Genomic DNA, 24,815 nt, shown 5'->3' with positions numbered 1-24,815 from the left:
TTTTATACACTTCCTATTATACATACCATACAGCTGCTATAACTGCAGCAATATCGTCGGCACAATGGAATCATGGAATCCTAACCCACCTGCAATCATTGCCTCTACAAATGATGTAGGCACAGGATGTTTGGCTGAACGGCGAAAAACCCTCTCTTTAAAGAAAGGGTTTTTCGTCATGGAGAAGAACCACTCCTCCGCCCAAGATGGAAATATAATTAGTATATCAAGATTATCCATTTGTATCCAGTTGTAATTACTAGCATGGATGAAATTGACGTTATGAAGAGCTCAAGTAGCTTTTAAATCTAGAATCGCATTTCTGGTACCTTGCATTTGTTCTTCTTTTTTTGTTAGTATTTTGGGAATTCCATTCAACCGCCAATAATTTAAGTGTTTTTCGAACGCATTGATTCCGAGAAAATACTTGTTAATTTGATCTTGAACATAATTCTCAATCTTTTCATTGTTGAATCGAAGTACAGTGAATCCTTCACACGATAAAAATGCATCACGATTCCGATCTTTAATTAATTGTTCTTTAGTCCTAATATCACCGACAACTTCAATGAAAATTTTTTCATTCAAGGTGGGGACATATAAGTCAGTATGCATATTACTAATTGGACATTCAAATATCACTTTATGACCTTGACTTATTAGTTCCCCACCTAGAAGTATCGCATGATCGGTGGGTTGTTTAATCTTATTTTTATCCATGAAATCGTGAATTTTTCCCCATCTAAAAATCTTTGATGAATTAAACATATTTATCCTTTCTATATCCAAACACGGTTTGAATTTGAAGGACTATTTCCTTTATAATTCTCCACACGGTTTCTCCTAATCTAAATATATGAATATATTAGGAGATTATGCCGTTAAAACTTTTATTGTTTCTTTTTTTGCTGGTTTTTGAGATTGATCCGAGTGAGTTTTTAATACCAATTCTTTTCGACAATTGGTATTTTCTCCGTAATTTCAGTAATTATATATACAAAACAGTAGAGAGAAGGAGGCCTATGCATCTTCCTCTTCGTATTTATATCTTCTTAGTATAGCTTTTTATTTGCTGGTCGATATTTTGTTGTAATTGATTTATGCAATTTAAAAGAAATGTACTGTAGACAGACGCTGATGGTGTCTTTGTTTTCGTTATTTTTCTTTGTTTGAATGAATTGCAGTTATCCAGTCATGGACATAGTAATAATGTTTCTGATATTCCTTCAGCTTTTGCTGTACTTCCCAACACTTTCCCGACAGGACAATGCTTTTTTCTAAGACATACACCTTCATAAACAGGTACCTCCTAGTCCTAATGTGATAAAATGTATGGAAAAATATCTATTTTTAGAACAAGGAGTGGCTACAATGAAAAAGTTTGAAGAAAAAACAGTGTCGAGTGACATGCTTTTTAAAGGAAGAGTGATTAGTCTTCAGGTTGATGAAGTGGAACTGCCAAACGGAAAAAGGGGTAAACGGGAAATAATCAAGCACCCCGGAGCAGTCGCCGTCATTGCGATTACTGATGAAGGAAAAATGATTATGGTTGAGCAATATCGAAAGGCGATGGAGAGGAGTCTCGTTGAGATCCCTGCAGGGAAATTGGAACCGGGAGAGGAACCACTTCGGAGTGCTGAAAGAGAATTAGAGGAAGAAACTGGGTATGAAAGTGCCGAAATGAAGCATTTAATCTCTTTCTATACATCACCAGGTTTTGCTGATGAATTGGTCCATTTGTTTGTAGCAACGGGTTTGGCTAAAAAGGAAAATCCAGCGGCCTGTGATGAGGATGAGTTTGTTGAACTCATTGAGCTTACGGTTGAAGAAGCCCAGCGGTTTATTGAGGAAGGAAAAATTGCAGATGCGAAAACCGCTTATGCTGTGCAGTATTTACAGCTGAAAAAAGCGTTAGAACACTAAAATGCTGAAGGACTATTACGTCGATCTTCATATTCATATTGGCAGGACACATCGGGGAAGAGCGGTGAAAATTACAGGAGCTCGTTCACTGACACTCCGTAATGTTTTAAAAACGGCTAGTGAGCGGAAGGGTCTCGATATGGTAGGGATTATTGACTGCCATTCTCCTGAAGTCATCGAAGAACTAGAGCTGCTCATTGATAAAGAAGAGATGGTAGAGCTTGAAGAGGGCGGTTTAAAATTTGGACAAACGGTATTGATTCTTGGTTCAGAGATAGAAATCTATGACCAGTACTGCCAAGGTCCAATTCATGTTCTTGTTTATATGCCTACATTAGACGCAATGAAGGAATTATCCGTTTGGATGAGCAACTATATGAAAAATATTCATTTGAGTTCACAGAGGATTTATTGTGAGGGCATCACGCTGCAGGAAAAAACAAAAGAGCTGGGCGGGCTTTTCATTCCAGCACATGTATTTACCCCATTTAAAAGTTTATATGGGAAAGGTGTCGAATTCAGCCTTACTGAAGTGTTTAATCCGAACCTAATTGATGGGATTGAATTAGGATTAAGTTCTGATACGACTATGGCCCGGGAAATTATTGAGTTGGATCCCTATGTTTTTCTAACGAATTCTGACGCACATTCACTAGCGAAAATTGCCAGAGAATATCAAAAGATGGAGTTGAAGCAGCCAAGCTTTTTTGAATTAGAAAAGGCCTTAAAGGAAATAGAGGGACGGAAAATTGCGGTTAATTACGGGTTAAATCCTGAACTGGGAAAATACCATCAAACGGTCTGCAGTAAATGCTTGCAGCCGGGAGCTGTGGGTTCACCGTGTTCGTCCTGTGGAAGTAAGAGCATTATTAATGGTGTGGCGAATCGAATAAAAGAAATCGCGGGTTTATCATTGGAAAAATCACATCGGAATCGCCCAACTTATGTGCATCAAGTCCCACTCGATTTTATTCCAGGACTTGGTCCAAAAACGTTCGAACGACTGCTTGCAGTATTTGGTACGGAAATGAATATTCTTCATAAAGTAACGCTAAATGAGTTACAGCAAGTCGTTCCAGAAAAAACAGCCGTTTTTATTGATCTCGCCAGAAAAGGCCTTTTGACCTTTACAGCCGGGGGCGGCGGTAAATATGGAAAAATTAAATCAACATAAAGTACCAATGCTTGGCTGTCGACATACTCGACAGCCTTTTTGGAGTGATTTAACTGCCTGCGGTTGTTTTTGCAAAAATACATGTATCACGAACGGATCCATCTACAGCTAGACTGTCAGAGCGGAGGATACCTTCAAGGGAAAAACCTAATTTCTCGGGGATCCGACGACTTTCTGTGTTTTTTGAATCGCAGCGGATTTCAATTCGTTTGGCGCCTAACTGTTCAAAAGCAAAATTGGTCAGTGCCTTTGTAGATTCTGTGATATAGCCCTGCTTACTATATTGGGTGTCAATCCAGTAGCCTATTTCAAATTTAGGGATGTCCCAATTGATGCGGTGAAGACCGGTTGATCCGATAAACACATCATCTTCTTTGCGAAAGATAAGGAAGCGCAAATCTTTGCGCAGGATAAAATCCGCTTGTGACTGAATAAGATTCTCGGCAGTTTCTTCAATGGTCGCTAGGGTTTTGGCAAATGCAAGCCATTGCTTTAATTCCTGCTGTGATGCGTGGATTGCTGCATGGACGGCGAAGCTGTCTTCACGCCGGCATGGACGAAGATAGATTCGATCCGATTCAATTACTTCTGGAAATTCTTTTAAAATGGCATTCATTTATATTCCCTCTCTTTTAACTAAATAGTATGAAAATTATACCATATAGATTGAAAGGGTTGAACAGAAAATCGTATGTAGAAAAGTTCACTGTCATAAAGAAAAGGAATTTACATACTATTTAGTAAGCAATCAATGGGAGGAAGATAAATGAAGAAAAAAACTGCAGCCAAATTCGCCGTAAAACATGTAACTGATCATTCCTCACTTTATCTGTTCATTACCGTCCTCTTTTTAATGGGGGTAATCTTTGGGGCAATTCTAGTGAATAGTCTTAGTTTTACTCAAAAAGAAGATTTGTTTTATTATTTATCTCAATTTTTCGGACAAGTTTCGGAAAACAATATGGCCAGCAGCCAAGATATGTTCGTACAGAGTGCGGCTCATAATATAAAGTATATTGCTTTAATCTGGATTCTAGGTATTTCAGTCATTGGGCTGCCGGTTATCCTCATTCTTTTATTCTTAAAAGGTGTAGTGGTCGGGTTTACGGTGGGATTCTTAGTGAATCAAATGGGATGGAGCGGATTTTTGTTATCATTCGTTTCGATTCTTCCTCAAAACATTTTCATTGTTCCTGTCTTTATCGTTATTGCTGCAATGGCGGTTTCCTTATCAATAAAAATGACCCGCCGAATTTTTTTGAAGCAGTCTAGGGAACCACTAAAGCCGTTTGTTTACCGGTACATGTATTCTTTTATTACTGCTGTTTTATTTTTGGTTGCAGCTGGAGCGATTGAAGCTTATCTGTCACCTCCACTTATGAAAAGTGTTGTTAGTCTTCTAAGTAAATAAGAGAAGTGGGTGGTGTAAAAAAAATCGCTGAACTCTAATTGTATTTTGACACTTTTCCCTCTTTTGATATAATGGTAAGGATAGCGGCGCGGGAGGGAAATACAATGGAAAATAGAATTGAGAGAATTAAAAAGCAGTTGCACTCGTCCAGTTATAAACTAACACCCCAGCGAGAAGCGACCGTCCGCGTCTTACTTGAACACGAAGAGGATCATTTAAGCGCTGAAGACGTTTACCTCTTGGTCAAAGAAAAGTCGCCGGAGATTGGTTTAGCAACTGTATACCGGACTTTAGAACTGTTAACTGAATTGAAAATTGTTGATAAAATTAACTTTGGTGATGGAGTATCCCGTTATGATTTAAGACAAGAAGGAGCAGCTCATTTTCACCACCATCTTGTTTGTGTTGAGTGTGGAGCTGTGGATGAAATTCAAGACGATTTACTTGAAGATGTCGAAGCGATAGTTGAACGTGATTGGAACTTCAAGATAAAAGATCATAGATTGACCTTTCATGGCATTTGCCATAGATGTCACGATAAACCGGATATTGAATCAGAATCGGATACTGAATAATACACTTGACCTTTTCCACGTGGAGAAGGTTTTTTGTTTTTTAACGTTCTTTAAGCTTATAAGAGAGAGGTTCCTTTTTCTTCATGTATAAACTTGGACCAATCGGGCATAGATTGTAGAAAAGGGTTTATAAGGGGATGTAGGGATGAAAACCTCGGTTAATTTATTTTTTCAAATTATGAAGGTTTTGTTACTTTTTGTGTGCTTTACTGTTCTTTTTTATTTAGGAATGGTATGGTTAAATCAGGAATATGAAGGGTACCAGCGTTATAGCGAACCTAAAGGTGCAGCAATAAAAGTGATGAAGGCTGGGGATTCTGAAGAAGAAACCTGGCTGAGCAGATTGATGTTGCTTTATTTAGACGGGGAGTAATGTAAATGATAGATCATATAAGAGATTTTATCCACTTTCTAACAGTCGAGAAGGGCTTGGCAAAAAACACGCTCATCTCATATGAGCGGGATTTAAAATCATATTTTGCTTATATGAAGAATGTTGAACAGCTGAATACCTGGAATGAAGTCCGTCGGGCCTCAATCATTCAATTCCTAGCAAGATTAAAGGATCAGGGAAAATCACCAAAGACACTGGCTCGTCACATTGCTTCATTGCGGTCTTTTCATCAGTTTCTTATCCGTGAAAAGATTACTGACCAAGATCCTACCATACATATAGAATCACCTAAACAGGAAAGAAGCCTTCCAAAAGTTCTTAGTATGGAAGAAGTGGAAGCCTTGCTCGAAGCTCCGAAACTTACGAATGAGTATGGATATAGGGATAAAGCTATGCTTGAACTCCTTTATGCCACAGGCATGCGTGTGAGTGAATTAATCAATTTAGATATGAGTGATATTCATGCGACAATGGGATTTGTCCGTTGTATAGGTAAGGGAAATAAAGAACGGATTATTCCAATTGGGCATACAGCACTCGAAGCAATTGAGGAATATTTACTTAATGGACGAGTTAAGTTACAAAGTGTGCATAAAACAGATTCGCTTTTCTTAAATCATCATGGAAATCGGTTAACGAGACAAGGATTCTGGAAAATACTTAAAAAACTTTCTAAGGATGCTCGTATAGAGAAAGAGTTGACTCCGCATACCTTGCGTCATTCTTTTGCTACTCATTTGTTAACCAATGGAGCGGATTTACGCGCCGTACAGGAAATGTTAGGTCATGCTGATATCTCAACCACACAAATTTATACCCATGTATCCAATGTTCGGTTAAAGGATGTGTACAAGAAGTTTCATCCTCGTGCCTGATAGGATGATAGTTTAGAAGGAATAGAAAGAAATAAAATGTTTTTTCTATTTCTTTTAATGGATAGGAGATAATCATTGAAGAACCAATCGAAACCGTTTACAATGGAGATGTCAGACTTCCGACATCAAAAATCGGTTGAAAGTTTTTTAAGGTTAATTCACCTGTCTTAAGGGGAATATGAATTCTATAAGTTGTTTTATTTTATTAGGAGGTCAATTAATAATGAGAGAAGACAAAGCGTTTAAACGGATATTTGTAATCGTAATGGATTCAGTAGGAATTGGCGAAGCTCCAGATGCTGAAGAATTTGGAGATAAAGGTTCTGATACATTAGGTCATATTGCGGAGAGAATGAATGGGTTGAAGATGCCGAATTTAGGCAAGCTTGGCTTAAGTAATATCCGTCAAATCAAAGGGATCGAAAAAGCGGCTGCTCCGCAAGCTTACTTTACCAAAATGAAGGAAGCCTCTAATGGAAAAGATACGATGACTGGTCATTGGGAAATTATGGGTCTTAATATCAGCACGCCGTTTCAAGTATTTCCTGATGGCTTTCCAGAATTATTGATTCACGAGCTTGAAGCAAAAACAGGTCGCCCGGTTATTGGAAATAAACCTGCAAGTGGTACAGAAATTCTTGATGAAATGGGTGCTGAACATCTGAAAACGGGAGCACTGATTGTCTATACGTCGGCTGACTCTGTATTACAGATTGCTGCGCACGAGGAAGTAGTCCCATTAGAGGAACTATATAAAATTTGTGAAATAGCTCGAGAACTTACCATGCAGGATCAATTCAAAGTGGGACGGGTTATTGCTAGACCATTCCTTGGTGAACCGGGTAACTTCAAACGGACATCAAATCGTCATGACTACGCCTTGAAACCATTCAATCGTACGGTTATGGACGAGCTGAAAGACAGTGGATTTGACGTATTAGCGATTGGGAAGATTTCTGATATTTTTGATGGTGAAGGTGTAACTGAATCGTTGAGAACAGTCTCTAATATGGATGGTATGGACAAATTGTTACAGACCATCGATCAGGACTTCACTGGCTTAAGCTTCTTGAATTTAGTTGATTTCGATGCCTTATTTGGACATCGTCGCGATCCAGAAGGTTATGGTAAAGCACTAGAAGAATTCGATGAGAGAATGGCCGAAGTGATGGAAAAAGTAACCGAAGATGACTTAGTCATCATTACTGCCGATCATGGGAACGATCCAACCCATGCAGGAACAGATCATACAAGAGAATACGTTCCGTTACTTATGTACTCAAAACGTTTTGAGCAAGGACAAGAATTGCCGATTAGAGATACCTTTGCAGATATCGGTGCAACGGTTGCAGCTAACTTCAATGTGAAGATGCCTGTATACGGTAAGAATATCTTAACTGATCTTAAATAAGGAGTGGTTGCTATGTATGAAAACCTTGAAAAAGCTGCATCCTTTATACGGAGCAAAATCAATGGAACGCCTGAAATTGGCCTGATTTTAGGGTCGGGACTCGGTGTTTTAGCAGACGATATCGAAAACCCAGTTGTTCTAGCTTATGAAGAGATTCCTGAGTTTCCGGTTTCAACTGTTTCAGGACATGCCGGTAAACTAATTATTGGTGAGCTAAGCGGGAAAAAAGTTGTAGCAATGCAGGGTCGTTTTCATTTCTATGAAGGCTACAATATGGACATGGTTACCTTCCCAGTCCGGGTTATGAAGCTGCTCGGTGTGGAAAAATTAGTCGTTACGAATGCTGCCGGTGGTGTAAATGAAGCATTTAAGCCGGGAGATTTAATGATTATTACAGATCATATTAATAATATGGGAACGAATCCGCTAATCGGAGCCAATGATGAACGATTTGGACCACGATTCCCGGATATGTCAGAGGCCTACAGTAAATCACTGCGTATGAAAGCGAAAGAAGTAGCCGCTGATCTTGAACTAAAGTTAAAAGAAGGCGTGTATGTTGGTAACACGGGGCCAACTTATGAAACCCCTGCTGAAATCCGCTTTGCACGTGCAATTGGCGGAGATGCAGTGGGAATGTCCACTGTTCCTGAAGTAATTGTAGCCGGGCATTGTGGTATGGAAGTATTAGGAATTTCCTGTATCACAAATATGGCTGCAGGAATCCTTGATCAACCGTTGTCACATGAAGAGGTGATTGAAACGACTGAACTAGTAAAAGTTAGTTTCAAGAGCTTTATTAAACAAATTGTAGAAAAGATTTAAGTCCTTTCAAAATCAGACATACAAATTTAAAGAAAAAGTGGTGGCTTACTAATGAGAATGGTAGACTTAATTGCAAAAAAACGTGATGGATATGTATTAACTAAAGAAGAAATTCAGTTCATTATTGATGGTTTCACTGAAGGTACAATTCCAGATTATCAAATGAGTGCTCTTTCCATGGCTATTTATTTTAAAGGAATGAACGAACAAGAGCGTGCAGACCTTACAATGGCGATGGTTAATTCTGGAGATACTATCGATTTAACTGCAATTGAAGGTATTAAGGTAGATAAACATAGTACAGGCGGAGTTGGTGATACAACAACGTTAGTACTTGGACCGTTGGTAGCAGCAGTTGGTGTACCGGTAGCTAAAATGTCTGGCCGTGGACTTGGGCATACAGGTGGTACAATTGATAAACTTGAATCAGTTGAAGGTTTCCATGTTGAAATTGAAAATGATGAATTCATTCGTTTAGTAAACAAAAATAAACTAGCTGTAATTGGCCAAAGTGGTAACTTAACGCCTGCAGATAAGAAACTTTATGCATTACGCGATGTTACTGCGACAGTTGATAGTATCGCTTTAATTTCAAGCTCAATCATGAGTAAGAAAATTGCTGCAGGTGCAGATGCAATTGTTCTTGATGTTAAAACAGGTGCAGGAGCATTTATGAAAACGATTGATGATTCAGTAGCACTAGCAAAAGCGATGGTGAGCATTGGTAACAATGTCGGTCGTCAAACTATGGCAATTATCTCTGATATGAGCCAACCGCTTGGATATGCTATCGGAAACGCGCTAGAAGTGAAAGAAGCGATTGATACTTTAAAAGGTGAAGGTCCAGAAGATTTAACTGAACTATCACTAACGCTTGGCAGCAACATGGTTTATCTGGCTAAAAAAGCGGATTCATTAGAAGAAGCACGTGCTATGCTTGAAAAAGCTATTGCAGATGGAAGTGCACTTGAATCATTCAAAGTCTTCCTTGCAGCACAAGGCGGCGATGCATCTGTGGTAGACCGTCCGGAAGAACTTCCACAAGCAAAATATACGTTTGAGCTGGAAGCGAAGGAAGATGGATATGTTTCTGAAATCGTTGCTGATGAAGTAGGTACAGCTGCAATGATTCTTGGTGCAGGACGCGCTACGAAAGATTCAGTTATAGACTTGGCAGCAGGTTTGATGTTACGTAAAAAAATTGGTGATCAAGTTAAAAAAGGTGATTCACTTGTAACGATTTACAGTAACTTTGAAGATGTGTCGGCAGTAAAAGAGAAATTATATGAAAACATTATCCTTTCAAATGAGAAAGTTGAAAAACCTGTATTGATTCATCAATCAATTACTGAATGAGATTATGTATAGCCAATTTCCTAAGATAGAATGTTTCATTCTATCTCTGGAAATTGGCTTTTTTTTTTGCTTAAAACTACATAGATGTTTTATCTCTAAACTTAGAACTAAGGCTTGAAACAGGAATGCAATATTCCGGTTTTTATTGTATAAAAATGGGTTTATTGGAAATGATGTTTCTATAACGAATGGAGGTTTAGAGATGAAGCGTATTCTTTCTCTGTGCATCATTGTAATGAGCTTTAGCGTGGTATCACCTGTTAAGGCAGCTGAAGAAAAAGGCGTTGAATTGGCTGATAGTGCAAAATCGGCGATATTAATAGAAAGAGATACCGGGACTGTTTTATATGAAAAGAACTCACAAGAAAAACTCCCTCCGGCAAGTATGACTAAGATTATGACGATGCTGTTGATCATGGAGGCCATTGATAAAGGAGATTTAAAGTTTGATGAGAAAATTCGAACAAGTGATTATGCTGCCTCAATGGGTGGATCACAAATTTTTCTAGAACCAGGAGAGGAAATGACAACGGAGCAGATGCTTCAGGGAATCTCAATTGGATCTGCGAATGACGCATCAATGGCAATGGCTGAAAGACTAGGTGGTTCAGAAGAAGGCTTCGTTAAAAAAATGAATGAAAAGGTTAAACAGTTGGGATTGAAAAACACAAAATTTCAAAACCCTACTGGCTTACCTGTAGAGGATCACTACAGCACAGCACATGATATGTCGATTATGGCAAAGGAATTACTTAAATATGAAAAGATTACAAACTTTACAGGAGTTTATGAATCCTACCTGCGTGAAGATACCGACAAAAAGTTCTGGCTTGTAAACACCAACCGATTGGTGAAATTTTATCCAGGTGTTGATGGATTAAAAACAGGCTATACAAATGAAGCAAAATATTGCTTGACGGCTACAGCGAAAAAAGGGAATATGCGCGTGATTGCCGTTGTGTTTGGTGCGCCGAATCCAAAGACTCGTAATGCACAGGTGACAAAAATGCTCGATTACGCCTTCTCGCAATATATGACCCATCCCCTCTATGAAAGAGGCGTAATACTAAAAAAAGCACCAGTAAGTAAAGGCAGTAAAAAGACTGTCACAGGCGTTACAAGTGAACCCATCTCTGTATTGACTAAAAAAGGCGGATTAGCAAAGGATTTTACGAGAAGTATCGAAATGGACAAACAGATAAAGGCACCAATTGCTAAAGGAGAAGAAATTGGTAAGCTGAAAATTATCAAAGATGGGAAGCTGGTCGTTGAATCCCCAATCGTAGCAAAGGAAAAGATTGAAAAAGCAAGCTGGTGGGAGCTGTATAAACGGGTTTTTGGAATGTTCACACAAACCAATTAGCATAATTTGTCAAAAGAATGCGTATATAAACTTTTTTCAGCGAAAGGACACTAGTTTTGCCAGAGAGAAGGATTCTATTGGACAAAAGGAGAATTTGACTTCTATAACGACAGATAAGGAGGCTGTATATTGTGAGTCTTATCATTGATATGGAAGCAAAGGATCGAGTCCTATGCATACGCTTAAAGGGAGAATTAGATCATCATACGGCAGAAAAATTAAGAAAACAGGCTGAATCCGCGATTATAAAGCATAACATTCAGCATATTATTTTAAACCTCGGGGGGCTTTCCTTTATGGATAGTTCAGGACTAGGAGTCATTCTAGGACGCTATAAGCAAATTAAGGAAAAGAAGGGTGAAATGGTTGTGTGTGCAATTTCCCCAACGATAAAGCGACTATTTGAGATGTCCGGGTTGTTTAAGATTATTAAGCTGGAACTTTCTGAGGAAAACGCTTTACAAAGATTGGGGGTTGCCTAACCATGAAAAATAACATGGAAATTAAATTTACCGCATTAAGCCAAAACGAGTCCTTTGCCAGAGTGACAGTAGCCGCGTTCATTGCTCAGCTGGATCCTGCCTTGGATGAACTGACTGAGATTCAGACAGTTGTGTCTGAAGCCGTAACAAATTCAATTATTCACGGTTATGAAAATGATCCGAACGGTATGGTCTATATCTCAGTCATGATTGAAGGCGATGTAGTTGAAATAATTTTCCGAGATGAGGGTCTCGGTATAGATGATGTCGGAGAAGCCACACAGCCGCTTTATACAACAAAGCCTGAGCTTGAACGCTCCGGTATGGGCTTCACAATCATGGAAAATTTCATGGACGAGATGCATGTCATTTCCCATAAAGGCGAAGGAACAATCATTCGTTTAAAAAAGCACTTAACCAAAAGTAAAGTGTGCAATTAAGGGAGATTTGCATATGGATGTGGAGGTTAAAAATAAGAAGAAACAAACCCATTTGAAGGATGATGAATTACGGCGGTTAATTCAGAGCAGTCAGAGCGGTGATCAGGCTGCGAGGGACCTGATTGTCCAAAGTAATTTGAGACTGGTATGGTCTGTTGTTCAACGTTTCCTTAATAGAGGATATGAGCCTGATGATTTATATCAGATTGGCTGTATTGGACTTCTGAAATCCGTCGATAAGTTCGATTTATCATTCGAGGTCAAGTTTTCAACTTATGCAGTTCCTATGATTATTGGCGAAATTCAACGTTTTATCCGTGACGACGGAACAGTAAAGGTGAGCCGGTCATTAAAAGAAATGGCCAATAAAATTCGCCGTGCTAAAGAAGAGCTTTCCAAAAATTTTGGAAGAGTACCAACTGTTAACGAACTTGCCGAATTTCTAGAGTTGACTCCTGAAGAAGTGATTCTTGCTCAAGAAGCGAGCAGGACACCTTCATCCATCCATGAAACCGTTTATGAAAATGACGGTGATCCCATTACCTTGCTGGATCAAATGGCCGACAATAATGATACAAAATGGTTTGATAAAATCACCTTAAAAGAAGCCATAGAGGAGTTAGATGAACGGGAAAGGCTAATCGTTTATTTACGCTACTATAAAGATCAAACCCAATCTGAGGTTGCCGGTCGGCTCGGTATTTCACAGGTTCAAGTTTCACGGCTTGAAAAAAAAATCTTACAGCAAATGAAAGAACACATGAATCGATGATTCATGTGTTCTTTTTTGTGTACATATGTCAATGATTGAACTTAAAAATATTTCTGAAAAATCACGTAACAAGCATTACTTTTGCTGTCTAAGCAATACTAATGAAGAATGAAAGCGGCTTCGCAGTCAAAATGGCCTCTTTTGTTAAAAAAATATAAAAATATGATAGATTTTAGTTGAAATAACATGGAAAAACGAATATTATAAGAAATGCTGTTGATTTTATTCGCTTTTTTGAAAATGTGGAGGTATTAAGATGCTTGAGAAATATTTTTCCCTGAAAGAACATGGAACGACTATCCGAACCGAGTTAATTGCAGGGTTTACAACTTTTTTTACAATGGTTTATATTATAATTGTGAATCCCGCTATCCTTAAATCTGCCGGAATACCTTTTGATCAGGTGTTTATGGCAACGATTATATCCGCTGTCATAGGTACCTTAATCATGGGTATTTTCGCTAAGTACCCAATTGCTGTAGCACCGGGTATGGGGTTAAATGCATACTTTGCAAGTGTTGTCGGTACACAAGGACTTTCTTATCAAATTGTATTAGGTACCGTCTTTATTGCAGGTCTTCTATTTTTATTATTAAGTGTTACAAAGCTTCGTGAAATGATTATTTTAGCGATCCCTAATTCGCTTAAATATGGTATTACGTCTGGTATTGGGCTATTTATTGCGTTTATGGGGTTAAGAAATAGTCAAATTATTGTTCCAAATAAGGAAACGTTTGTTTCCTTAGGTGACCTAAGTTCGCCTATAGCGGTTTTATCGATTGTTGGCTTATTTATTACTCTTATCTTGATGGCAAGGAATGTTAAAGGGGCATTGTTCCTTGGAATGCTGGTTACGGCAGTTATTGGTTATTTCTTCAACATGCTTCAGTTTACTGATGTCGTGTCAACACCACCAGCACCAGTCTTCTTAGACATTGATATTTCTGGTGTATTCTCAAACAGTTTATATGCGGTTGTATTTGCCTTTTTACTTGTCACTATTTTTGATACAACGGGTACGATGATTGGTGTAACGGAACAAGCTGGTTTAATGAAAGATGGGAAACTTCCAAACGCTAAAACCGCTTTCCTTGGCGATGCGGTAGCAACGACTGTCGGTTCGCTGTTTGGAACAAGTCCTTCCACAGCTTATGTGGAATCAACCGCTGGTGTTACGGCGGGAGGACGAACTGGATTAACGGCTATTGTCATTGCTATTCTCTTTGCAATAACCGCCTTTTTCTCTCCGCTGATCAGCGCAATTTCGGGATTGCCGTCAATTACAGCTCCAGTGTTAATTATTGTCGGCAGTTTCATGATGGTTGGTCTATCTAAGATTGATTGGATGAAACTTGATGAAGCATTTCCTGCTTTTGCGATTATCCTGGTGATGCCGTTGACTTCTAGTATCTCCACAGGGATTGCAATTGGGTTCATTACCTATCCCTTATTGAAAATTGTCAGTGGAAAATGGAAAGAAGTTCATCCATTAATTTTAGTATTCGGTGTAATCTTCCTTCTTCAAATGATTTTTTTCCCAACGACTTAAGTATATAGAATCGGCTGTCCCTGCAGATCATGTTTTACATGACCTGCAGGGACAGCTTTTTTTTATGGGAATTTTTACACTTTGTAAAGTGCCTTGTATGTTCCTTGTCTTCGCAATCCATACTAGTTTTATACGGAAATCAATGGGCGGAGTGTGAAATGTATGGAACTAGTCTATGTTCGTATGAGAAACAGGGTACATGTTCGTCAAGAGCAAGAATTATTCGTAAAAGATGTTGCCCGAATTATAGGTCCGGACGATATTGTTAAGACCTTAGAACAAACGAAACTGTTAAAGGTATCGAGAGCGGATAACAATATCATCATTATCGATCTTATCCATATGATTCAATGTATCCGTAATGTGGATCCAACCATTGAAGTGCAAACCCTTGGACCAGCACAAACGATTATTGAAGTTATTTATGAGAAAAGAAGATTCTCCATTCTATCTTTTCTAGCCGTTTGGTTTCTTTTATTTATAGGGGCAGGCATCACTATTATGAACTTTCATGTGGATGTCAGTATGCAAGAAGTACATCAAAAATTATTCAAGATGATTACAGGAAGGGAGGATACGAAGCCTCTGCTTATCCAAATTCCCTATAGTTTTGGCTTAGGACTTGGAATGATTCTCTTCTTTAATCAATTCTTTAAAAAAAGGTTTAATGAAGAACCAAGTCCGCTTGAGGTTGAAATTTTCAACTACCAGCAAGACCTCGATCAATACGTAATTATGCATGAAAATAAGGAAAGTATTAGGCATCTTGATGACAGGTAGTATTCTCTTCTGTATGTTTGTCGGACTTGCTGGTGGTCTGTCCGTGGGTGCTGGGTTTGTAGCCTTCCTAACTGTGCTAGGAGTTCTCCCAAGGCTTGCTCAGCTCACCAAAACAGAAAAGAGGCTTCCGGCCTATGAAGCGGCCATCGTTTTAGGGATCGTGTTCTTTGGATGGAACGAATTACAAGGTGTATCGTTTTACATACATGCGTATATCCTGCTGCCAATCGGACTGGCGGATGGGATTTTTAATGGAATGCTGGCAGCTGCGCTTACGGAGGTTATTAATGTTTTTCCGATTCTTTCAAAACGCATTGGGCTTCAGGATAAAGTGATTCATTTGGTGATGGCCCTTGTACTAGGAAAAGTGGCCGGTTCATTGTTTCAATGGCTCTATTTTGTCGATTTATAACAAAGTGCTGAAAGGAACAAGTTGATGGATGCAAAAAGAAAAGTAATCTTAATTACAGATGGTGATGAATATGCAAAGCGAGTGGTAGAGCTTGTGGCGAAGGAGATTGGCGGTCGATGTATTTCAATGTCATATGGAAATCCATCGGTTCATTCGGGTGCCGAATTAGTCAGAATGATCAAGAAGACGCCCTATGATCCTGTTTTAGTTATGTTTGATGATAGTGGAATTGTCGGTGAAGGAGCAGGTGAAACAGCGATGCGCTATGTGGCTCTTGATGAAGGAATTGAAGTTCTTGGGATTATCGCTGTTGCATCAAGGACTAGACACGCAGAGTGGACAAGAGTGGATGTAAGTATTGATCGAGAAGGGAATTTAACTCCTCAAGGCGTCGATAAAAATGGCACAGCTGAATTTGAACTTGGAAGAATTACGGGAGACACAGTGTACTGTATTGATGACTTACATGCACCGTTGGTTGTTGGAATCGGAGACATTGGGAAAATGGCAAGCAGGGACGATTATCGTAAAGGAGCACCCATTACCAGGTTAGCGGTGGAACTTATTTTAGAAAGGAGCGGGTATCGTGAGTTCGGAAAACGAGAACAAGACGAAGATTTATAAGGACGCAGATCAAGTAGAAGCTTATTTCAAAAAAAATGTCGGACTGGGAACCAGCTTTGACCTGGGTGTCCGCAAGTTTGTTATCTTAAAAACGGATATTCAAATGTATTATGTCAATGGGCTTTGTGAAACGAGTTTCATTACGGATATTCTTAGTCAGCTTGTTACAATTAATGATAAAGAAACGAATAAGGCGAAAGTTTTTGAGATTATAGAAAATAGATTGGTGAACCAATCGGTCAGCCGAGTTGAAACACTAGATGAAATGGTTGATCAGGTCTTGTCTGGTCTAATCGCTGTTATCGTTGATGGTACACCGATTGCCTTAGTCGTGGATGTGAGAAGTTATCCAGGGAGAAGTCCGGAAGAGCCGGATACAGAAAAAGTCGTCCGGGGATCACGCGATGGGTACGTAGAAAATATCATTCTGAATACCGCGTTAACGAGACGCAGAATTCGTGATGAGAATCTGCGTTTTGAAATGCTGAAGGTAGGGGAACGTTCAAAAACGGATATCTCTATTGGGTATATTAAAGATATTGCTGATCCAGATTTAATTGACGTCATCCGTAAAGAATTAGAAGCCATTGATATGGACGGACTGCCGATGGCTGATAAAACGATTGAAGAATTTATTGTTAAACAAGGATATAACCCTTATCCACTTGTGCGCTATACAGAACGACCCGATGTCGCAGCAGCACATCTTTTAGAGGGCCATGTCATTATTATCGTTGATACCTCGCCAAGCGTTATCATTACTCCTACGACCATCTTTCATCACATGCAGCATGCAGAGGAATATCGGCAGTCTCCTGCTGTAGGTACGATGGTTAGATGGGTTAGATTTTTAGGGATTATCGCATCTCTTTTTCTATTGCCTATCTGGTTTTTGTTTGTTGTAGAACCTTCACTGCTTCCTGAAAAACTTGCGTTTATCGGGCCTAGTGAACACACGAATATCCCAATCATTGTTCAACTGTTCATCGCTGAAATCGGAATCGAATTTCTCAGAATGGCCGCCATTCATACACCTACCCCTCTGTCGACTGCAATGGGGTTAATTGCTGCCGTATTAATTGGTCAAATTGCGATAGATGTCGGATTATTTGTACCAGAGGTTATTCTGTATGTATCAGTCGCCACAATAGGAACCTTTGTAACCCCGAGTTTAGAGCTTGGTGTAGCAAATAAAATTGCCCGTTTAGTGATTCTTTTACTGGTCGCAATCTTCCATTTGCCTGGCTTAGTTGGAGGAATGACCTTGTTTTTAATTATGCTGGCAAGTATAAAATCATTGAATACACCATATCTTTGGCCATTTATCCCATTTCGTCCTAAGGCCTTGTCGCATATCTTAATAAGAAGGACACTACCTGGTTCAAGAATTAGACCAAGTGTGGTCCATCCGCAGAATAAGTATCGGCAGACGAAGTAGGATTTTGTATTGATGTTGTCGAAAAGTTGTGGTAATTTTAAATTTATTCAAATAAAGCGTTAAAAGGCTAAATTACACAATATGAGGTTGATGGAAGGGGTAAAAAGATTCCCTTTACAAAAGGAGCGGACTCTTTCTAGTCTGCCTCATTTATTTAGATACCTTTTTCAAGAAAGGGAGAGGGAATATGCACTTCTATGGAACTGAACGAGTAAATGAACAAGGGCATTTAGAAATCGGCGGCGTTGATACAGTAGATCTTGCTGCAGAATACGGCACGCCTCTTTATGTCTATGATGTGACGTTAATTAGAGAACGGGCTAGGGGCTTTAAACAAACATTTGAGGATCTCGGCGTTACGGCACAGGTGGCTTATGCAAGTAAAGCTTTTTCTTCTATTGCAATGATTCAGTTAGCAGAGGAAGAAGGTTTGTCACTCGATGTTGTTTCGGGGGGAGAACTTTATACGGCTTTAAAAGCAGGATTCCCGGTTGAACGGATTCATTTCCATGGCAATAATAAAAGTGAAGAAGAATTAATCATGGCTCTTGATACAAACGTCGGTTGTATTGTGGTCGATAATTTCTCGGAGCTTGAATTACTTGAAACGCTTTGTAGAACTCGAGACCAAAAGGTTAATATTCTGCTGCGGGTAACACCGGGAATTGAAGCTCATACACATGATTATATTCTGACAGGTCAGGAAGATTCAAAATTTGGTTTTGATTTATTAAACGGTCAGGCTGAACATGCCTTGAAAACCGCGCTGTCAAACCAAAATATTAATGTGCTGGGAATTCATTGTCATATCGGTTCCCAGATCTTCCAAACAACAGGTTTTATTTTAGCTGCGCAAAAAATTCTGGGACAACTAGAGGCTTGGTATGAAGCATTTGACTATCAGCCTAAAGTTTTAAATCTAGGCGGAGGATTTGGTATTCGCTATACAAAAGAAGATGACCCGCTGCCCCCAGCTTATTATGTAGAAGAAATCGTTAAAGAAGTACAAAATCATATTAATCAATCCAGATTAATGATGCCAGAGATTTGGATTGAACCAGGACGTTCACTGGTCGGAGATGCCGGAATCACGTTATATAAAGTCGGTTCAGAAAAAGATGTCCCGCAGGTTCGGAAATACTTAGCTGTTGATGGAGGAATGAGTGATAACATCAGGCCAGCTCTGTATGAAGCAAAATATGAAGCGGTGTTGGCAAACCGTCCACTTGACCCTGTAGAAGAGACTGTGGCGATTGCAGGGAAATGCTGTGAAAGCGGCGATATGCTGATTTGGGATTTACCATTGCCAAAGTCTGGGCGTGGAGATCTACTTGCTGTCTTTTGCACAGGGGCGTATGGTTATTCCATGGCGAATAATTATAACCGTATTCCTAAACCAGCTGTCGTATTTACTGAAAATGCAGAGTCCAGATTAGTTATTAAACGGGAAACCTATGAAGACTTAGTCCGTTATGATCTAGCTCTACAGGAAGTATCAACAAAGTAAGTTACTGTCAGTTTCTATAACACAAAAAAGCGGGAGAGTACAAGTGACTTCAGCTTCAGTTTGTAGACAAAAGAGGTTCGGAATGATTTCATTCTGAACCTCTTTTGCATTTTTTGGACCAAATAGGCCTTTTCTTTTAAGTTTAAAAAGTCAGTTGATTGAAATGGAAGGCGTGAAGACTCCTGCGGGAACAGCGGGACAGGTGAGACCCCGCAGGAGCGTAAGCGACGAGGAGGCTCACCGCCCGCCCGCGGAAAGCGAAGCGCCTGGAATGGAAATCAACATCTCAATTTCAAATCTCAACCAAGTTTATCTACAGTCGGAAGCGGGAGCCTAAATGACTCCCGCTTTTTTGTCTAAACTCTATCCGCTTTAGGAAAACAACGCTTTGATTGCGTCAATGATACTTGAGAAGAATCCTTTTAATTTATCTAAGAAACCCTGACCTTCTTCAGATTCAAGGAAGGTGGTTAATTTCTCCTTCGCTTTATCCAATTGGCCGCCTACTTGGTTCCAATCGATATTTAAGTCTTTTAGTTTTTTGAATAAATCTAGCAGACTCTGAATCTGATCTTCTGTAAGGTTCAAGCCGAGTTCTTTAGAAGAAGTTTCAATGATTGTACGAATATCATTATCTGTTTTAGGTGGATTTTCTGCCATTTGTTCTTTAATTCTGGTCATAAGAGCGGCCGCTTTTTCAGCGCCGACTTCATCACCAAGCTTAGCCGTTTTCACCATTTCTTCATTGGCTGCTTGTTTTACGTCTTCAGGTATGGCTGTGTCGGCAGATAATTCATAGGCTTTAATAATTCCAGTTAGTGCAGCTGTACCAGATACGGGAATGGGTGCGGTCGCATAAATAGCTGCATCCTTTACGCCTGCTGTTGCTAATGCATTGATAAACATTTCTTCTGAAACCCAATTAATATTCTTTGTTTCAACGGTCAATCCCGTACCTGCTTTTTCTAGTGTGATAGAAGAAGAGGATATTGCCTTGGTTCCAATTAAACGTTTAGCAATATACTTCCCAAGATATTCATGCTCTTCTTGATTAGTAACGGTTAAGATTTCTACATCTGCTGGTGCTTTCATTTCAGCAAGCAGCATGTTTTTTTGTTCAGTGGTTAAGTTTTCACCTAGTGTTACCACTTGATCCCCAACTGCCGCATCAGCAAAAGCACGAATTGGGAAGAATAAGCATAAAATTAAAGCAATAATACAATACTTTTTTATCATTGTCTGTTTCATAGTCTGCCTCCTTAATATGCTAGACGAAAATTCATGCAAAAAGATTCACTTTAAAAGGAAATTTCTAGCTGCTATCTAGTATAAGCAGATTCACCAAAAGTTACAAAGAAAAATATAGAATCCGAACTAAAAAGTCTAGACTTTTCTATCGTATTTTACAAAAAGATAAGAACCTGATTTGTCAGTAAAGGCTTGTTATAGTAGAATGGAACCGACATATAAAAGTTGATGCGTGAACTTACCGGGTGAAGGAGAGCTATGCTGTTATGAAAAAAAATAACTATATCTTGCTTGCGCTCCTGCTAGTAATGGGATTGGTTTGGGGAATTATTTACTGGGTGTTCATCGTTTGACCGAGGAAAATGCTAATTAGGGTAGCATTGAAAGAACAGGTATTATTATGTATGATGTACTATATTCTTAAAAATACTACGTACTTAAGTGACGAGGGATCCTATGTTTATAAGATATAAAAAAAATCATGAAAAAATTGCAATGGGCTTATTGTCGTTTATGCCGGATTTAAAGGACATAAAAAAATTACAGACGACAATGAAGGATTACGAATCTGATGAAAGTTTGCAGCTGTTGCTATGGAAAGAAGAAGAAATAATTGGTGTGGCTGGTCTTAATCTTTCTCAAGAAGGAATCATTAAAATTCAGCATATTTCTGTTAATCCTTCCTTCAGAGCCCAAGGTGTGGGTAAGGCAATGGTGAAAGCGATTATCGAGCAGTATCCCGATAAAGAGGTTCAACCGACAGATGATGTAGCGGAGTTTTTTGGTAAATGTGATCTGCCTGGAAATGAAACACCTGCATAAATAGAAGAAAAGATGCTGTTCTTGGTAATGGATAGCTTTTTTCTTTTGCTTATTGACTATCAAAAAAAGAAGCAATTCCTATAGGGATCGCTTCTTTTTTATGTTTATATTTATGGCTTTTCCCTGCGTAAACGCAACTGCCTGTTTCTTTCCTCTATGACCTCTGTGCGGTCTCGTAAAGTGTGACGATGGATGAGCTCATTATTGTTTAAATTGCTTGGCATACACCAGGAAAATCCAGCATTCTCACAGGAAGTCTGGCAGGCTTTTATTAATTCTGTATCAGTTAATGGCAGAGTGATGCTCTGATAAGGGGTTTGGTTATGTATATGTTTTTCAATTAACGTAATCATATCGAGCAGTTCTAGCGGGTTTATTCCGAGTTCAGTAATCACATCTTCTTTTTTTGAAAGGATTTCTCTCGCTTTTTTAATCGTTTTTGCTGCACCATTGAAATTCCCGCGCCGTTGATGGTAGAGTGCGACAGCAAGCTGGATAAATCCGACCCAATGGGAATCACGTTCCCCAGGTGAAACCTCTTTCCAATATTCCTCAAGGATTTCATGACACTCAAAATAATCACGGCTTCCATGAAATTCGACTAAGTAATCAATATATTCAGCTGGATAGCTCATTTGCAAACATCCCTTCCGAAAAAAATCTACCCTAATTGTATCATATGAGTTCTTGAGCTTGAATGGGTACAAAAAAACCTGTTTGCCATTATGACAAACAGGTTTTGATACCCCGATTAGTTTATAACCAGGATGCACCTATGATGACTAACAAAATGAACAGTACTACGATTAATGCAAAGCCGCCTCCGAAACCGAATCCGCCTTCTCCCATGTAAGTACCTCCTTTAACTTCTTACTGCTTACCTTTTTAAAATATGCAGTGGAGAAAATTATGTATGGGCTCCGGCCTGTATTTTATAAAAGACGGGCTAGGAAATTTTTCAATAGCTGAAAACGAAGATTGTTATTGGATAAAACAAGGCAATCCTCTATACTAAGGGATGGAACTCAATGAACAAACAAGACAATCATGATTTATAGTGGGGTTTTATAGTGGGTTATAATATAAAAATTGATGCATTCGAAGGACCGATGGATTTGCTTCTGCATTTAATTAATCGGCTGGAGATTGATATTTATGATATACCGATGGCTGAAATTACCGAACAATACCTCGGGTATATCCATACGATGAAGAGCTTGGAACTAGATATCGCAAGTGAATATTTAGTAATGGCGGCTACCTTACTGGCTATTAAGAGTAAGCAGCTGCTGCCTAAACATGAGGACGAGACAGCTTATGATGAAGACGGCATGGAGCTGGAAGAGGATCCTCGTGAGGAGCTCGTTGAAAAGCTTCTCGAATACAAAAAATATAAGCAGGCTGCGGTGGAGTTTAAAACGTTAGAAGAAGAGCGGAGTTTATTTTTCTCAAAACCACCGAGTGATTTTTCGGAATTCTCTAAGGAAGCGGAAACCGTTAAGCCAGAGCTGAATATCAGCTTGTATGATATGCTGGGCGCTCTTCAGAAATTACTTCGCCGGCAGAAATTACAGAAGCCTTTACATACCAAGGTGACTAGACAAGAAATTTCTATAGATAAGAGAATGGGTGAAATATTAACCAGTCTACGTTCCTTAAGTGGAAGGACAAGCTTCTTTTCTCTTTTCCCAGAACCTCAAAAGGAACATATTGTTATTACCTTTTTGGCGGTATTAGAATTAATGAAACTAAATCAAATTCAGGTTGAACAAGATAATAACTTTTCAGAGATCTTTGTTGCAGCTAAGGAAGGTGTAGGAGCAGTTGGGTAATTGGAAAGGCGTTTTAGAAGCTATGCTTTTTGCAGCCGGAGATGAAGGCTTAGCATTAAAGCAAATGGCCTCAGTACTAGAATTAACTGAGTCAGCAACAGAAGACATTATTACTGAATTACAGGAAGAATATCTGCAAGAATCAAGAGGCATTCAATTAGTGGAGCTTGCGGGTGTTTTTCAGCTTGTTACTAAAAAGGAACATTCAGATTATCTAAAAAAGCTGGTTGAGACATCAAGTTCACATGGATTATCTCAAGCTGCATTGGAAACACTCGCCATTATAGCCTATAAACAGCCGATTGCCAGGGCACAGATTGAAGAAATTCGAGGAGTAAAAACTGAAAGACCGATTCATACCCTTGTTTCGAAGGCGCTGATTAAAGAAGTTGGCAGAATGGAAGGTTCCGGAAGAGCTTATCTATATGGAACAACCAAAGAATTTCTTGACTACTTTGGCCTTAAAGCAATAGATGAACTGCCTGCTTTAGAAGCCCAAAATGACCAGGATTTCGAACAAGAGGAAGCAGATTTATTTTTCGAGACATTTAAAGGCTCAATCGAATAACATTTTCATTGAAAATGTGTTAATATACTACTAATATTACAATATTTGAGATATCGAGGTGTGGTTGTGGAAATTCTCGAATGTGCAGGTCTTGAGCTTGAAAAAGAAAAGTCAAATTCACCAGAGGATCTTTTCAATCGTTCATCCGTCAGATTTAAAGAAGGAAAAGAAGAAAAAAGGTTACATGTTGTGTATTTGCGTATTTTTGATGAGCTTATGCGAGAGTTGACACCATTCACGGAACATCCTCTTTATAAAGGAACAACTAGGAATTTCTATTTTTATGATATTGTAGCGTTAGTTTGTTTAATGCATGATGGCAATTTATCGAGACGAAAACGATTATATCTGAATTCCCAAGAAGAATTCTCCGCTTACTTCAATAATCTCGACTTTGATTCTCTAGAACAAACAATGAAACGTCTGGATCAGGGACAAAGTACGATTGTAAACAGATAAACAGAATACCTGCAAAAACTTACTGAGGAGGGTTCATGGTTGGGTAATTCAATGGTTAAATCTCAGCTTGATGATGTGCGAACGTTTTTAGGCGGTACGGTAAGCAGACTTGAGGAGTTCTTGAATGAAACCACTCTTTCACAGCTTCAACAAGAGAAGCCAGGAGATGACCTCTATTATAAGGGCATCCTATCTGGGCTTAGAAGATTACTTGTTAACTGTGAGGAGAATCTAGAAACCTGCCAGATCATTCTTAATAATGAGATCTTTCATAAAGGTGCCGCAGAAAAAACCTTATACAGAGTTTACCATCAATGTATTGAGGAATATTTCTCACCGAAATCTGATCGTTGGTTTGAAGACAGCCGTGCCGCGTATACAGGGAAAAATTCGATTAAGTTCCATGGTGAGGTTCCAGATCGCATCATACAGGTTCTAAAGAATCTTGAAGCAAACTTCCAAACGTTTCGTGAAGAATTGGAATTCTATGAAACGGATTACCGAACAAAAATGATGCAATCAAAATAGTTGATAAAGCTTTATAAATTCCGCTGCTATACAGAGTGGATTTTATA

The 24,815-nt window shown here is 39.0% G+C and carries 31 protein-coding genes; 24 read left to right on the top strand and 7 right to left on the bottom strand.

The genetic code is table 11. The features are described 5' to 3' along the window. Positions 1–36: 36 nt before the first annotated feature. From MHI18_RS05115 to mciZ, 3 genes are all read right to left on the bottom strand, one after another. Positions 37–180 carry a hypothetical protein gene (locus MHI18_RS05115; RefSeq protein ID WP_340846318.1) on the bottom strand — a complete coding sequence of 48 codons (144 nt, stop codon included), beginning with the start codon at positions 178–180 and terminating at the stop codon, positions 37–39. A 111-nt stretch (positions 181–291) separates the two neighbouring features. After that, the gene (locus MHI18_RS05110) at positions 292–768 is read right to left on the bottom strand and encodes a DUF559 domain-containing protein (protein WP_340846317.1); all 477 of its coding nucleotides are present in this window, start codon (positions 766–768) and stop codon (positions 292–294) included. A gap of 387 nt (positions 769–1,155) precedes the next feature. Beyond that, positions 1,156–1,296, bottom strand: a complete 141-nt coding sequence (mciZ, locus tag MHI18_RS05105; protein ID WP_340846316.1) for a Z-ring formation inhibitor MciZ — start codon at positions 1,294–1,296, stop codon at positions 1,156–1,158. Positions 1,297–1,371: 75 nt separating this feature from the next. Here mciZ and MHI18_RS05100 point away from each other — a divergent pair, with 75 nt between their 5' ends. Continuing rightward, positions 1,372–1,923 carry an NUDIX hydrolase gene (locus MHI18_RS05100; protein ID WP_340846315.1) on the top strand — a complete coding sequence of 184 codons (552 nt, stop codon included), beginning with the start codon at positions 1,372–1,374 and terminating at the stop codon, positions 1,921–1,923. A 1-nt stretch (position 1,924) separates the two neighbouring features. Beyond that, positions 1,925–3,097, top strand: coding sequence for an endonuclease Q family protein (locus MHI18_RS05095; protein WP_340846314.1), 1,173 nt, complete (start codon positions 1,925–1,927; stop codon positions 3,095–3,097). A gap of 49 nt (positions 3,098–3,146) precedes the next feature. Here the strand turns inward: MHI18_RS05095 and MHI18_RS05090 are convergent, their stop codons facing one another. Continuing rightward, entirely contained in the window at positions 3,147–3,713 is a 567-nt protein-coding gene (locus MHI18_RS05090) for a GNAT family N-acetyltransferase (protein WP_340846313.1), read from the bottom strand. A 150-nt stretch (positions 3,714–3,863) separates the two neighbouring features. Between MHI18_RS05090 and spoIIM the strand changes: the two genes are divergently transcribed. The 17 genes from spoIIM to lysA all read left to right on the top strand — a co-directional run bounded on the left by spoIIM (position 3,864) and on the right by lysA (position 19,311). Further along, the gene (gene spoIIM, locus MHI18_RS05085; protein WP_340846312.1) at positions 3,864–4,508 is read left to right on the top strand and encodes a stage II sporulation protein M; all 645 of its coding nucleotides are present in this window, start codon (positions 3,864–3,866) and stop codon (positions 4,506–4,508) included. Positions 4,509–4,612: 104 nt separating this feature from the next. Then, on the top strand, positions 4,613–5,083 hold the full coding sequence (gene fur / locus MHI18_RS05080; protein ID WP_340846311.1) for a ferric iron uptake transcriptional regulator: 471 nt from the start codon (positions 4,613–4,615) through the stop codon (positions 5,081–5,083). A 145-nt stretch (positions 5,084–5,228) separates the two neighbouring features. Next, positions 5,229–5,456, top strand: coding sequence for a YqzK family protein (locus MHI18_RS05075; protein WP_040375289.1), 228 nt, complete (start codon positions 5,229–5,231; stop codon positions 5,454–5,456). Between the two features lie 5 nt (positions 5,457–5,461). Further along, complete coding sequence (gene xerD / locus MHI18_RS05070) at positions 5,462–6,352, top strand: site-specific tyrosine recombinase XerD (RefSeq protein ID WP_340846310.1); 891 nt, start codon at positions 5,462–5,464, stop codon at positions 6,350–6,352. Positions 6,353–6,575: 223 nt separating this feature from the next. Then, the gene (gene deoB, locus MHI18_RS05065; protein WP_340846309.1) at positions 6,576–7,763 is read left to right on the top strand and encodes a phosphopentomutase; all 1,188 of its coding nucleotides are present in this window, start codon (positions 6,576–6,578) and stop codon (positions 7,761–7,763) included. 12 nt (positions 7,764–7,775) lie between these two features. Further along, a complete protein-coding gene (locus MHI18_RS05060; protein ID WP_340846308.1) occupies positions 7,776–8,588 on the top strand; it encodes a purine-nucleoside phosphorylase in 813 nt (270 codons plus the stop codon). Between the two features lie 51 nt (positions 8,589–8,639). After that, the gene (locus tag MHI18_RS05055) at positions 8,640–9,944 is read left to right on the top strand and encodes a pyrimidine-nucleoside phosphorylase (protein ID WP_340846307.1); all 1,305 of its coding nucleotides are present in this window, start codon (positions 8,640–8,642) and stop codon (positions 9,942–9,944) included. A 202-nt stretch (positions 9,945–10,146) separates the two neighbouring features. Further along, on the top strand, positions 10,147–11,307 hold the full coding sequence (locus tag MHI18_RS05050; protein ID WP_340846306.1) for a D-alanyl-D-alanine carboxypeptidase family protein: 1,161 nt from the start codon (positions 10,147–10,149) through the stop codon (positions 11,305–11,307). A gap of 131 nt (positions 11,308–11,438) precedes the next feature. Beyond that, complete coding sequence (gene spoIIAA / locus MHI18_RS05045; RefSeq protein WP_040375295.1) at positions 11,439–11,789, top strand: anti-sigma F factor antagonist; 351 nt, start codon at positions 11,439–11,441, stop codon at positions 11,787–11,789. 2 nt (positions 11,790–11,791) lie between these two features. Then, the gene (spoIIAB, locus tag MHI18_RS05040; protein WP_340846305.1) at positions 11,792–12,229 is read left to right on the top strand and encodes an anti-sigma F factor; all 438 of its coding nucleotides are present in this window, start codon (positions 11,792–11,794) and stop codon (positions 12,227–12,229) included. A gap of 13 nt (positions 12,230–12,242) precedes the next feature. Beyond that, a complete protein-coding gene (gene sigF, locus MHI18_RS05035; RefSeq protein WP_040375297.1) occupies positions 12,243–13,001 on the top strand; it encodes an RNA polymerase sporulation sigma factor SigF in 759 nt (252 codons plus the stop codon). 256 nt (positions 13,002–13,257) lie between these two features. Next, entirely contained in the window at positions 13,258–14,550 is a 1,293-nt protein-coding gene (locus MHI18_RS05030) for an NCS2 family permease (protein ID WP_340846304.1), read from the top strand. Positions 14,551–14,712: 162 nt separating this feature from the next. Further along, positions 14,713–15,330, top strand: coding sequence for a stage V sporulation protein AA (locus tag MHI18_RS05025; protein WP_340846303.1), 618 nt, complete (start codon positions 14,713–14,715; stop codon positions 15,328–15,330). Next, positions 15,320–15,742 (top strand): stage V sporulation protein AB, encoded by a 423-nt coding sequence (locus MHI18_RS05020; protein WP_201647716.1) that lies wholly within the window; start codon positions 15,320–15,322, stop codon positions 15,740–15,742. Before MHI18_RS05025 ends, MHI18_RS05020 begins: the two co-directional genes overlap by 11 nt. Before the next feature lie 24 nt (positions 15,743–15,766). Beyond that, entirely contained in the window at positions 15,767–16,366 is a 600-nt protein-coding gene (locus MHI18_RS05015; RefSeq protein WP_340846302.1) for a stage V sporulation protein AE, read from the top strand. Next, positions 16,329–17,804, top strand: a complete 1,476-nt coding sequence (locus tag MHI18_RS05010) for a spore germination protein (RefSeq protein WP_340846301.1) — start codon at positions 16,329–16,331, stop codon at positions 17,802–17,804. The genes MHI18_RS05015 and MHI18_RS05010 overlap by 38 nt, the downstream gene beginning before the upstream one ends. A 187-nt stretch (positions 17,805–17,991) precedes the next feature. Beyond that, positions 17,992–19,311, top strand: a complete 1,320-nt coding sequence (gene lysA / locus MHI18_RS05005) for a diaminopimelate decarboxylase (protein WP_340846300.1) — start codon at positions 17,992–17,994, stop codon at positions 19,309–19,311. 372 nt (positions 19,312–19,683) lie between these two features. On the opposite strand, the gene MHI18_RS05000 is transcribed toward lysA, so the two are convergent. Next, positions 19,684–20,559 (bottom strand): DUF1002 domain-containing protein, encoded by an 876-nt coding sequence (locus tag MHI18_RS05000; protein WP_340846299.1) that lies wholly within the window; start codon positions 20,557–20,559, stop codon positions 19,684–19,686. Between the two features lie 456 nt (positions 20,560–21,015). On the opposite strand from MHI18_RS05000, the gene MHI18_RS04995 reads away from it, so the two are divergent. Further along, complete coding sequence (locus MHI18_RS04995) at positions 21,016–21,381, top strand: GNAT family N-acetyltransferase (RefSeq protein ID WP_040374489.1); 366 nt, start codon at positions 21,016–21,018, stop codon at positions 21,379–21,381. A gap of 110 nt (positions 21,382–21,491) precedes the next feature. On the opposite strand, the gene MHI18_RS04990 is transcribed toward MHI18_RS04995, so the two are convergent. Next, complete coding sequence (locus MHI18_RS04990; protein ID WP_340846298.1) at positions 21,492–22,016, bottom strand: DUF309 domain-containing protein; 525 nt, start codon at positions 22,014–22,016, stop codon at positions 21,492–21,494. Positions 22,017–22,137: 121 nt separating this feature from the next. Beyond that, on the bottom strand, positions 22,138–22,230 hold the full coding sequence (locus tag MHI18_RS04985; RefSeq protein WP_081704860.1) for a YjcZ family sporulation protein: 93 nt from the start codon (positions 22,228–22,230) through the stop codon (positions 22,138–22,140). Positions 22,231–22,451: 221 nt separating this feature from the next. Between MHI18_RS04985 and MHI18_RS04980 the strand changes: the two genes are divergently transcribed. The 4 genes from MHI18_RS04980 to MHI18_RS04965 all read left to right on the top strand — a co-directional run bounded on the left by MHI18_RS04980 (position 22,452) and on the right by MHI18_RS04965 (position 24,768). Continuing rightward, positions 22,452–23,213: a segregation/condensation protein A gene (locus MHI18_RS04980; protein ID WP_340846297.1), complete on the top strand. Its 762-nt coding sequence runs from the start codon at positions 22,452–22,454 to the stop codon at positions 23,211–23,213. Continuing rightward, positions 23,206–23,781 (top strand): SMC-Scp complex subunit ScpB, encoded by a 576-nt coding sequence (scpB, locus tag MHI18_RS04975; RefSeq protein WP_340846296.1) that lies wholly within the window; start codon positions 23,206–23,208, stop codon positions 23,779–23,781. Before MHI18_RS04980 ends, scpB begins: the two co-directional genes overlap by 8 nt. 66 nt (positions 23,782–23,847) lie before the next feature. Further along, positions 23,848–24,240 carry a hypothetical protein gene (locus MHI18_RS04970; protein ID WP_340846295.1) on the top strand — a complete coding sequence of 131 codons (393 nt, stop codon included), beginning with the start codon at positions 23,848–23,850 and terminating at the stop codon, positions 24,238–24,240. A gap of 39 nt (positions 24,241–24,279) precedes the next feature. Then, positions 24,280–24,768 carry a YpuI family protein gene (locus MHI18_RS04965; protein WP_340846294.1) on the top strand — a complete coding sequence of 163 codons (489 nt, stop codon included), beginning with the start codon at positions 24,280–24,282 and terminating at the stop codon, positions 24,766–24,768. Positions 24,769–24,815 lie beyond the last annotated feature (47 nt).

Origin of the sequence: Peribacillus sp. FSL H8-0477 (assembly GCF_038002765.1) — a bacterium.
Taxonomy (GTDB): Bacteria; Bacillota; Bacilli; order Bacillales; family DSM-1321; genus Peribacillus.
The sequence above is the reverse complement of the archived record's forward strand: the minus strand, read 5'-3'. Positions and strand labels throughout refer to the sequence as shown.